Annotated in this window: 10 protein-coding genes; 2 read left to right on the top strand and 8 right to left on the bottom strand. The window is 70.8% G+C overall.

The window, feature by feature from the left end:
* Positions 1 to 212: 212 nt before the first annotated feature.
* Complete coding sequence (locus tag ABZ193_RS28265) at positions 213 to 881, bottom strand: phosphatase PAP2 family protein (protein ID WP_354712130.1); 669 nt, start codon at positions 879 to 881, stop codon at positions 213 to 215.
* A 394-nt stretch (positions 882 to 1,275) separates the two neighbouring features.
* On the opposite strand from ABZ193_RS28265, the gene ABZ193_RS28260 reads away from it, so the two are divergent.
* Positions 1,276 to 1,569, top strand: a complete 294-nt coding sequence (locus ABZ193_RS28260) for a hypothetical protein (protein WP_354712129.1) — start codon at positions 1,276 to 1,278, stop codon at positions 1,567 to 1,569.
* Positions 1,490 to 2,059, top strand: coding sequence for a hypothetical protein (locus ABZ193_RS28255; protein WP_354712128.1), 570 nt, complete (start codon positions 1,490 to 1,492; stop codon positions 2,057 to 2,059). The genes ABZ193_RS28260 and ABZ193_RS28255 overlap by 80 nt, the downstream gene beginning before the upstream one ends.
* Here the strand turns inward: ABZ193_RS28255 and ABZ193_RS28250 are convergent.
* From ABZ193_RS28250 to ABZ193_RS28220, 7 genes are all read right to left on the bottom strand, one after another.
* Entirely contained in the window at positions 2,031 to 3,020 is a 990-nt protein-coding gene (locus ABZ193_RS28250; protein ID WP_354712127.1) for a GHMP kinase, read from the bottom strand. The two genes, ABZ193_RS28255 and ABZ193_RS28250, sit on opposite strands and share 29 nt — an antisense overlap.
* The gene (locus ABZ193_RS28245) at positions 3,017 to 3,715 is read right to left on the bottom strand and encodes a nucleotidyltransferase family protein (RefSeq protein WP_354712126.1); all 699 of its coding nucleotides are present in this window, start codon (positions 3,713 to 3,715) and stop codon (positions 3,017 to 3,019) included. Before ABZ193_RS28245 ends, ABZ193_RS28250 begins: the two co-directional genes overlap by 4 nt.
* Positions 3,712 to 4,824, bottom strand: a complete 1,113-nt coding sequence (locus tag ABZ193_RS28240) for an SDR family NAD(P)-dependent oxidoreductase (protein WP_354712125.1) — start codon at positions 4,822 to 4,824, stop codon at positions 3,712 to 3,714. The genes ABZ193_RS28245 and ABZ193_RS28240 overlap by 4 nt, the downstream gene beginning before the upstream one ends.
* Complete coding sequence (locus ABZ193_RS28235; protein ID WP_027932711.1) at positions 4,821 to 5,951, bottom strand: glycosyltransferase family 1 protein; 1,131 nt, start codon at positions 5,949 to 5,951, stop codon at positions 4,821 to 4,823. The genes ABZ193_RS28240 and ABZ193_RS28235 overlap by 4 nt, the downstream gene beginning before the upstream one ends.
* A gap of 4 nt (positions 5,952 to 5,955) precedes the next feature.
* Positions 5,956 to 7,143, bottom strand: a complete 1,188-nt coding sequence (locus ABZ193_RS28230) for an HAD-IIIA family hydrolase (protein WP_020417466.1) — start codon at positions 7,141 to 7,143, stop codon at positions 5,956 to 5,958.
* 67 nt (positions 7,144 to 7,210) lie between these two features.
* On the bottom strand, positions 7,211 to 8,434 hold the full coding sequence (locus tag ABZ193_RS28225) for an O-antigen ligase domain-containing protein (protein WP_354712123.1): 1,224 nt from the start codon (positions 8,432 to 8,434) through the stop codon (positions 7,211 to 7,213).
* A complete protein-coding gene (locus ABZ193_RS28220; RefSeq protein WP_235716090.1) occupies positions 8,434 to 9,948 on the bottom strand; it encodes a right-handed parallel beta-helix repeat-containing protein in 1,515 nt (504 codons plus the stop codon). Before ABZ193_RS28220 ends, ABZ193_RS28225 begins: the two co-directional genes overlap by 1 nt.
* Positions 9,949 to 9,959: the final 11 nt, after the last annotated feature.

Below are 9,959 nucleotides of genomic sequence, written 5' to 3'. Positions count from 1 at the left end.
GGGGGGGGGGGGGGGAGCGGCCGGGGCGCCCTGTGCGGTCGGAACCACGGCCGGCGGGGCGGGATCGGTCGCGACGGCCGCGACGACGCCGGCGAGCGCGAGGACAGCCGCGGCGCCGAGCGCGAGCGGGATCGCCCGGCTCCTCGTGGTCATCACCCGCCCCCGTCCGTCAAGGTGTTCGTCTACGGAAGTCGCCGGGGCGAAAAGCGCCGTTACCCTCCGGCGTTCACACGATCGGCTACTCGATCGATCGCGAGCGCGGCGGCGACCACGACGGCCAGGGACGTGCAGAACCCGCCGACGGTGTCGGTGAGGTAGTGGACCCGGGACGCGGTCTGCGACCACGACATCGCCGCGCCGCACAGCACCGCCAGGCCGAGCACCAGCGGCAGCCCCGCGTGGCCGAGCCGGAACCGGTCGGCGAGCAGCAGCCCGACGACGATCCCGAGCGAGGTGACCAGCGCCGTGTGCCCGCTGGGGTAGGACAGGTGGTCACCGTTGATCGTCCGGTCCACCACGGGTTTCACCACCGTGGTGAGCACCCCGGTCGCGGCGGGCCCGGCGACCGCGAGCAGCGCGAGACGACGGCGTCGCGCGGCGAAGCAGATCACGGCGAGGACCACGACCAGTCCGGCGGCCCACCCCGGATCCCCCGCGGTGCCGACGGCCCACGAGACGTCGAACGACAACGACGGTTCGCGCACGCTGTCCCGCAACGCCTCGTACGCGCGCTGGTCGAGCGCGGTGCCGGTGACGTCACCGGCGAAGAGCACGCCGAGCACGACCGCCACGACCCCCGCGACGGCGGCGGCAGCCGCCAGCGGAACCCGCAGCGCGGGTGGGACGGCGGGCCGTGGCGCCTGCACGTTCGTCTGGTCCACGTGGGGAAGTCGCCGCCGATCGGCGGATTGTTTCCACCCGGCAGGTGGAAAAGGTGAGCCGAATGCATCACACGCCATTGTCGTAACGTGGTTCAACGACCTTCCGACTTCTCCGCCGGGGAATGCGGAAAGCCTTCCGGGGCGCGGAGGGGTACTTCCTCGACTTCCGCGACACGGTCTGTGCCCCTGGCCGTGACCTGCTCAGCGGCGGGAACCCGTACGATCCCGACACCTACCTCGCGACGTACCCGTGGGCGCTGCCGATGTCGCTCTACACGCCGGCCTGGCTGACCCTCGCGGTTCCACTCGCGCCACTCCCTTACCTTTCTTCGGTCGCCCTTTTCCAACTGCTGTCAATCGGTGTCGCCATTGTGATGCTGCGGATTCTGGCGAAATGGGCGCTGCCACACTTGGCTGGTACCCGGGTCGCGGCGCGATTTCCGTGCAACTGGGCAGCCTGCTCGGCGTGCTCGGCGCGGTGCTGATCCTCCGCTCACTGGCGACCGCGAAGCCCGGGGCAGGCTGGGGTGTCGCACTGGTCCTGATCAAGGTGCAGTTCGGCGTGCGGGCGGCTGCGATCGGCCTCGCGCGGCGTGCTGTGGCTGGCCGTGGCATCGGTTCCGGTGGTGGTCGCGTGCACCATCGCCGCCGGCGGTCCCGCCGGGTTCGTGCGGTCGGTCCTGCGTGACGTCGCGGTGCTCAGTTCCGATGCGGCGCCGACCGGGCTGAGCAACCCCGTCCAGCGGCGGTTCGACCTGCTCGGGCAGCTCGCGCACTGGGGTCTGACCGAGCCGCCCGCGTGGTTGCAGATCGCGATTCCGCTGCTGGCGGTCGTGGCCGTCGTGTTCGTGGTGCGCGCCGCCTGGCGGCCGTTGACGGTGGCCGCGGGGACCACGACGGCGATGCTCATCGGCTTCTACCACGCGCCGTACGACCTGCTGGTGCTCTTCGTGCCGGTTGCGCTGGGCATCGGCATGGCGGTGCGCGGTGAGCTGACTCGCACGGCGGACCGCGTCGCGGTGGGCGCGCTCACCCTCGTCGTGCTGCACCTGCACACCGTTTCGACGAAGCTGATCCCCGGCTTCGACGTGCGGCTCGCGGACGCCGTCGATCTGCTGCTCGTCGCTGTCGGGCTTGCCGCGGCCCTGGTCAGCTCCAGATGTCGCGGTGCACGTTGAAGATGATCCGGGACCCCAGCCGCTCCAGTTTGATCGGCAGTTCCTTCATCGTGGTGAGCCGGGCGCGCACCGCGCGCTGGTGTTCCAGCGGGCAGCTCACCAGCAGGAACCCGCCGCCGCCCGCGCCGGTCACCTTCGCCCCGGTCGCGCCCGCCGACAGCGCCGCGTCGACGGCCTCGTCGATCTGCTGGTTGGACACCCCGGACGCGAGCGAGCGCTTGGCCTCCCAGCTCTTGCGCAGCGCGGTGCCCAGCGCGGACAGCTCGCCGCCGCGCAGGCCGTCCGCCGCTTCGCCCGCCAGGTCGCGCAGCTGCCCCAGCTGGGTGAGCTTGTTGCCGACGTTCGCGTTCTGCTCGCCCAGGATCGTGTTGGCGCTGCGCGTGATGCCGGTGAAGAACAACATCAGCTCGTCCTGCAGCTTCCGCCAGTCCGCGCGCGGCAGGTCGATCTGCTCGACCCCGACCGCGTCGCCCGGCCCGAACTGCAGGTCGCACAACCCGCCGAAGGCGGCCGCGTACTGGTCCTGCTTGCCGATCGGCTTGCGGCACCGGTCGATCTCGATCGCGCACGCCCGCTCGGCCAGCTCCTCGGCCGTCACCTGCCTGCCCTGGTAGGCGAACAACGCGTGCAGCAGCCCCACCGTCACCGAGGACGACGACCCGAGCCCGGACCCGGCCGACGGGATGTCGGCGAGCGTGGTGATCTCGACGCCACTGCGCACCCCGGTCATGTGCATGGCCTCGCGCACCAGCTCGTGCTCGAGGTCCTCGACGCGGGAGACGATCTCCTTGCGCGAGTAGTTGACGTAGATCTCGTCGTCGAAGCGCTGCTTGACCACGACGTAGACGTACTTGTCGATGGCCGCGTTGAGCACCCGGCCGCCGTGTTCCCGGTAGTAGCTGGGCAGATCGGTCCCGCCACCGACGAGCCCGATGCGCAGCGGGGTCTGGGTGATGATCACGATGCTCGCCTGCCTTGCCAGACTGCGCGCGCCCTGGACAGGGCCGCGGGGGTGCCGATGTCGAGGAACCACGAGTCGCCGAGGGAGACCGCGCGGGCGCGCCCGACGAGCGCGGGCAGCAGGTCGTAGCCGATGTCCCGGGGCGGCGGGCCGATCAGGTCGAGCACGGCGGGGGAGAACGCGTACATCCCCGCGTTGGCCAGGTCGCCCGGCGGGTCGGCGGGTTTTTCCACGAACCCCGTCACCAGCCCGTCGGAAACCGTGAGGATCCCGCACTGCGTCGGATCGGGCGCCCGGAACACCGACAACGTCGCGATCGCCCCGCCCGCGCGGTGCGCGCCGACCAGCACCCGCAGGTCGAAGTCGGTCAGATTGTCGGCGTTGAGCGCCAGGAACATCTCCTCGCCCGCGACGAAGTCCCGGTTGGCCCGCAGCGTGCCCGCGCTGCCGAGCAGTTCCGGCTCCTCGACGGTGTGCACGACCGGACCGCCGTCGCGCCCGGCCAGGTGCCGCCGGACCAGCGGCGCGAGGTGGTGCAGGTTGACCAGCACCTCGTCCACCCCGGCGGCCGCGAGCGCGTCCAGCCAGATGTCCAGCATCGGCCGCCCGCCGATCTCGACGAGGCACTTGGGGGTGTGGTCGGTCAGGGGCCGCAACCGCGTCCCCAGCCCGGCCGCGAGCAGGAACGCCTTCACGACCCCGCCTTGCGCACCACGCCGAGCGAGCGCATCTTGGCGTCGGCCTCGGCGAGGATTTCCTCCAGGCCCGGCATGTCCCGCAGCCACGCGGCGTACTCGGCGACCGAGTCCGCCGGGGTCCGCTTCGGGGACCAGCCCAGCTGCTTGAGCGCGTCGACGTCGGAAAGGATGTGCCGGGTGTCGCCGAAGCGGTACTCGCCGCTGATCCGGCCCGGCCGGTCCGAACCGTACTGCCGGCGCACCACCTCGGCGAACTCCTGCGTGGTGTACCCGGTCCCGCCGCCGACGTTGAACACCCGCCCCGCCGCGCGGTCGTCGGCGAGCACCAGCACGTTCGCGTCGACGACGTCGTGGATGTTGACGTAGTCACGGATGTTCTGCCCGTCCTCGTACAGCGTCGGCGCGCCGCCGAGCAGGTAGTGCAGGTTGAAGATGCGGCACGCGCCGGAGTAGGCGTTGTAGACCGACTGCCGCGGCCCCTGCACGATGCTGTAGCGCAGGGCGACGGTCGGGATGCCGTAGCGGCGCCCGAGGTTGACCGCCACGACCTCCTCGCCGTGCTTGGACATGCCGTAGGCGTTCTGCGGGTTGGCGACGCGTTCCGGCGTCGGCAGCACCTCGATCGGCTCGCCGCACACCGCGCAGCCGATGTCCCAGCGCGCGGCCCGCAGCGCGGACTCCGGGCGCATGTCCGGCGTCTGCTCGCCGTGCACCGCGCACCGGTACAGCCCTTCGCCCATCGCCGCCTGCGAGGACGCTACGACGATCCGCTGCAGGTCGAGTTTCTCGGCGACCACGATCTCGTAGATCATCGCGGTCGAGGTGACGTTGACGTCGGTGAACTTGGCGAAGTCCGGCAGGTAGTCCTGGTAGGCGGCGAAGTGGTAGACCGCGTCCACCCGGCGCAGCAGGTTGCGCACCAGGTCGCGGTTGCGCACGTCGCCCTCGTAGAACTCCACGCCGGGCGTGAGGTGGTTCGGCTTGCCGTCGCGGTGCACCGGCGCGGCCAGGACGTCCAGCACGATCACCTCGTGCCCCAGCTCGACGAGCCGGTCGCAGGTGTGCGAGCCGATGAACCCGGCACCGCCGGTGACCAGGATCCTCATCGGGCGTGCACCTCGCGGTACACGTCGAGCGTCCGCGCCGCGGTGGCCGCCCAGGTGAACTCGCCGGCGCGTTCCGGTCCGCGGGCGCGCAGCCGCTCGCCCTCCGGGCCGCAGGCCTTGACGATCTGGTCGGCGATCGAGTCCGCGTCCTTAGGGTCGGCCAGCAGCGCCGCCCCGCCCGCGGTTTCCGGCATCGCCGTCACGTTCGAGGTGACCACCGGGCACGCCGACGCCATGGCTTCCAGGATCGGCAGGCCGAACGTCTCGTTGTGCGACGGGTACACGAACACGTCCGCGGCGCGGTAGAAGTGCACCGTCTCCTCCAGCGGCACCCCGCCCACCCACACGATGTCGTCCGCCACGCCGAGCCGCGCGGCCAGCGCCTTGAGCTCGCCGACGTACTCGACGTCCCGGCCGGGTCCGACGACGACCAGCTGCCTGCCGCCGAGGTCGGACTTCGCCGCCGCGAACGCGCGGATCAGGCCCTCGCAGTTCTTGTACGGCCACAGCGACGACACGAACAACACGAAGTTCTCGCGCACCCCGTACCGCTTCGCGACGTGCGCGAACGCCTCGTCCCGGTCGCCGGGGTTGAACAGCTCGTGGTCGACCGCCTCCGGGATGAGCCGGATCTTCGCCGGATCCACCTTCAGGTACTGCTGCACCTCGTCGACCAGGCTGCGCGAGTTGAGGATGATCGCGTCGGCCAGCCGCGCGGTGCGCGGGTAGCTCAGCTGGCGGTACAGCCGCGCGGGCGGCGAGATCGCGTGCGGCGTCGTGTACGCGTGCAGTGTCTTGATGTGCACCACGAGTTTCGGCGCGGACTTCACGATCGGCGCCATCAACGTGTTCAGCACGTCGATCCCGCTCAGCGGCAGCCGCAGCGGCGAGTACAGGTGCTCCGACAGCGTGCGCAGGTTGCGCTTCTCGTTCGACCACGGGTAGGTGATGTAGCCGACGCTGCGGCCGTAGTCGTGCGTCGGCCGCGACTTCGGGCTCACCATCAGGTGGAACGACTCGCCGTCGCGGAGCAGCCTGGTCATCTCGGGGATGACGCGGGTCCAGAACCAGTGCGCGCCCGACGGATTGAACGGGTCGTCGGTGAGCAGGTTGATCGCGACGCGCATGCGGTCAGAATGTCTGCGAGACAACGGCATCTGGGGTCATCCTCGACTGTCGGACGTACTGGGCCAGCAGGTGCATGCACGCCTGGTGGGCGTCTTCGACGACGCCGTAGTTGGCGGAGTCGACGTGGATGGAGACCTCGGCCCGGCGGCGGGCGGGCCCACCGGCGAAACCGGTGAGCGCGATGGTCGGCATTTCGTGCGCCGCCGCCCAGTCCAGCGCCCGCACGATGTTCGGCGAGCGGCCCGAGGACGAGATGACGATCAGCACGTCACCCGGCCGCGCCTGGGACTGCAACTGGTACTCGAAGACGTGCTCGTAGCCGAGGTCGTTGGCGATCGCGCTGAACAGCTCCACGTTGGTGCTCAGGCTCTGCACGCGCGTGGTGACGCCGGTGCCGTTGCGCACGCCCTTCACGTGGTCGCACTGCAGGTGGTTGGCGATCGACGCGGATCCGCCGTTGCCGCAGGCGAACACGGCCGAATCGCGGTCGTAGGCGGCGTTCAGGATCTTCGCCGCGCGGCTGACCTGCTCCAGGTCCACGGTGGCGAAGGCGCGCGCCAGCTCGGCGACGTAGGCGCCGCCGTAGGAGTCGGCCCGGTGGAACTTCGCGGCCGGGAACTTGGGCGCCTTTTGCTGCTCCGGCGCGGGTGCGGTGTCGCCGCCGAGGATGAACCGCACGGCGGCGGCGAGGTCGGGGAACGTGTCCACGCCCGTCACGGCCGAGCCGGGCGGCCCGACGTGCAGCGGTTTCGCGCCGACGGCCCGCGCGAGCCCGACGTCGGCGGGGCTGTCCCCGACCACCCAGGACGCGGACAGGTCCAGGTCGAGCGCTTCCGCGGCGGCCAGCGCCATGCCCGGCCCCGGCTTGCGGTCGGCGCTGCGCCGGGCGAAGGCCTCCACGATGCCGTCCGGGTGGTAGGGGCAGAACAACCACAGGTCGACGTGCGCGCCGTGCCGCGCCATTTCGGCGATCATGTGCTTGTGGACCTGCTCCACGTCGGCGATGCCGTAGTACCCACGGGCGACGCCGGCCTGGTTGGTGACCACGGCGACCGGGATGCCGGCCCGGTTGAGCGCGGCGATCGCCGCGATGGACCCGTCGATGAACTCGACCCGGTCGACGGAGCCGACATACCCGCTGTCGACGATGATCGTGCCGTCGCGATCGAGCAGAACCCCTGGCTGGCTCACGGTTCGACCACCTCTCTGCGATGTCTTGAGGTCGCGCGCGGGCGCTGGTCCGTTACGGGTTCGCCGCTCACCGCAGTACCGTCCTTTGTGGAGTGCCGGCGAGCAGGCCCGCCGCGACCGCCAGGTGCAGCAGGTACGGGGAGGCGTCCCCGAGCCCGGCTTCGGTGTAGGAGGCCGCGAGGCAGTACGTGATCAGGAACAACGCGCACGCCCGCCCCGGCGACGGCGGGCGGGCGATGGCCACCACGACGAGGGTCACCAGGAACAACACGACGATCGTGGCGCCCAGGTAGCCCTGCTCGTGGTAGACGGCCAGCCAGCTGTTGTCGATGGGCAGGCCGTCGAAGGACTTGTTGGACAGCCCGGTCCCGAAGATCTCCTCGAACCAGGTGCGCGGGGTGGCCAGCAGCCGCTCCCACACCTTCGCGCGGCCGGTGAGGTTGCCGAAGTTCTCCGCGTCCTGACCGCGCAGGACCCAGGTCTGCAGCAGCGGCCCGAGCAGGACGGCGCCGATCCCGGCCACGGCGATGCCCCAGGCGAACGCCTTGCGCGCGCGCCCGCTGGTGAGCCACATCGACAGCATCGCGATGACGAGCCCGGCGACCAGGCCGAGGGTCGCCGTGCGGGTGTGGGTCAACACGAGCAGGACGATCGCCGGACCGGCGACCATGACCACGCTGCGCGTGTCGGTGAGCTTGTTGATCCACAGCAGCACGGCCAGCCCGGCGGCGATCGCCGCGTACTGCCCGATCTGCGTCGGCGTCAGCGGCCACAGCACGCCGGTGAGCCGGCCGTCGTTGAGTTCCGGCATCGCCAGGCCGGGGGAGATCACCAGGCCGACGGCGACGGAGACCAGCAGCACGGTCAGCACCCTGATGTGCTGGCGGACGAACCAGATCGAGCCGTTCATCCACGGGCTGATCAGCCACAACGTCCCGACGAACAGCCCGAGCCGGGCGCACCGGAACAGCGAGCCGAGGCCGGACTCCATCCGCACGCTGCTCGCGAAGCTCGCCACCAGCAGCAGGCTGAGCAGCACCAGGAACGCGCTAGGCCGGATCTTCAGGCGCGGGTTGAGGATCAGGGCGAGCGCGAACGCGATGCCGACCGCGCTCATCGTGAGCGCCTGCGTGACCGGGCGCGGGATCGGGATGAGCGCCGAGACGCCCTGGGTGGCGAGGGTGTTGAAGATCAGCAGGGCCCAGATCGCGCCGAGGATCCGGAAGGTGCGCGGGCCGCGGGCGACGTCGTCCTCGTCGAGTGTCCATGGCCGGATTCCGGTGAGGCTCATCAGTTGCCGCCCCCTGCCGCGAAGGTGCTGCCGGCGTCCTGCCGGTAGGCCGGGCCCTGCCACTCGATCTGCTCGACCAGCCTGCTCGCGTCGTGCGCGACGAAGGTCCACGGCCCGACGTAGGTGTTGCCGGACCAGCGGTTGTTCTGGTCGAAGGTGATCGCCTGCGGGACCACGTCGCCCTGGTACGGCGACCAGTCCGGCGAGCTGCCGTAGTTGGACAGCAGCGCCATCCGCGCGCACATCGCCTGGCAGCCGATGTTGCGCGGGTTCACCTCGAACCGGTTGCCGTGGACCTGCACGTTCTGGGTCTTCCAGCGGCAGTCGGCGTGCAGCGGGTCCGTGTTGATGCCCGGCGGGGCGCACTTCGCGACGTCCCCGACGACGAGCGTGCAGGTGCCGGTGGACGTGTTGGCGGGGCTGTTGCAGAAGCGGTCCGCGTTCTCCCACAGTGTGACCCCGCCCCAGTTGTCCACCAGGTCGTTGTCGTAGATGTCGATCTTGTCGGTGCGGGCGGGCACGCGCGCGTCGCCGCCGGACTCGGAGATGTAGACGGCGGCGGACGGGAAGTTGTCGTCGCGGTCGACGAACTCGCGCCCGCTGACCAGGTTGTTGCGCTTCAGCGTGTTGCCGCGGATGGTCGCGTTGTAGCTGGTCTCGTAGAAGATCGCGGTGCCGTCGTTGTTCTCGATGAGGTTGTTCTCGATCAGGAAGTCGTTGTTGTTGGTGTCGGCCCAGATGCCCGGCCCGCGGTTGTCGTGGATCCAGTTGCCGCGGATGTCGGCGCCGTCGACCTCCCAGAACTTCATCGCGCCGGTGCAGCCGCAGCCGTCGGGGTACTTGCTCTCCACGTCGTCGGCGTTGTTGCCGACGAACTCGTTGCCCTCCAGCACGAGATCGGTGACGTCGCCGCAGCAGGCGTTGAGCCCGTACTGCCCGTTGTCCTTGAGGCAGTTGCCCGTCATGACCTGGCGCGCGCCCGCCATCATCGCGGCGCCGCGGTTGTCGGTGAGCAGGTTCGACCGGATGACCCAGCCCGCGCCGGAGTCGTGGTTGACCACGCCCTCGTTGTCCGGCGCGTCGAACCCGGTCACCGTGAGGTGCTGGACGGTCACCCCGCTCGCCTTGCCGCTGAAGGCGTACCGGTTGGTGTGGCGCCCGTCGACGACCGCTCCCGGGGCGCCGGTGTAGGTGTTGCCGTCCTTCGGCGCGACCTGGTCGAACTCGTCTGTGCCGAGGGTGTGCGTGCCGGGCTGCAGCCAGAACGTGGTGCCCGGCGGGCTGGCCTTCGTCTTGGCCTGGAGGTCGCCGGGCACGGCGGCGTCGACGACGACCGCGCCGGCCGGCGGTTCCGCGGGACCGGGCGGCAGGTTGCCGCACGCCCCGGAACCCGCGATTGCCGCGGTGGTGTCCGCCGGTTCCGGGGTGGGGGTGCACGCGAGCGCGGCCAGTGGCGCCAGGACGCCGAGGAACACCGCCACCCAGCGGGCTCGGGTCGTCGTTGGTGCGGGCACGGCGGGCAACC

Origin of the sequence: Amycolatopsis sp. NPDC006125 (assembly GCF_040614195.1) — a bacterium.
Taxonomy (GTDB): Bacteria; Actinomycetota; Actinomycetes; order Mycobacteriales; family Pseudonocardiaceae; genus Amycolatopsis_E; species Amycolatopsis_E tucumanensis.
The sequence above is the reverse complement of the archived record's forward strand: the minus strand, read 5'-3'. Positions and strand labels throughout refer to the sequence as shown.

Excerpts from the sequence above, each read along its gene's own strand:
- ABZ193_RS28240 (WP_354712125.1), bottom strand. The coding sequence starts at position 4,824 with ATGAGGATCCTGGTCACCGGCGGTGCCGGGTTCATCGGCTCGCACACC.
- ABZ193_RS28235 (WP_027932711.1), bottom strand. The coding sequence starts at position 5,951 with ATGCGCGTCGCGATCAACCTGCTCACCGACGACCCGTTCAATCCGTCG.
- ABZ193_RS28225 (WP_354712123.1), bottom strand. The coding sequence starts at position 8,434 with ATGAGCCTCACCGGAATCCGGCCATGGACACTCGACGAGGACGACGTC.
- ABZ193_RS28260 (WP_354712129.1), top strand. The coding sequence starts at position 1,276 with ATGGGCGCTGCCACACTTGGCTGGTACCCGGGTCGCGGCGCGATTTCC.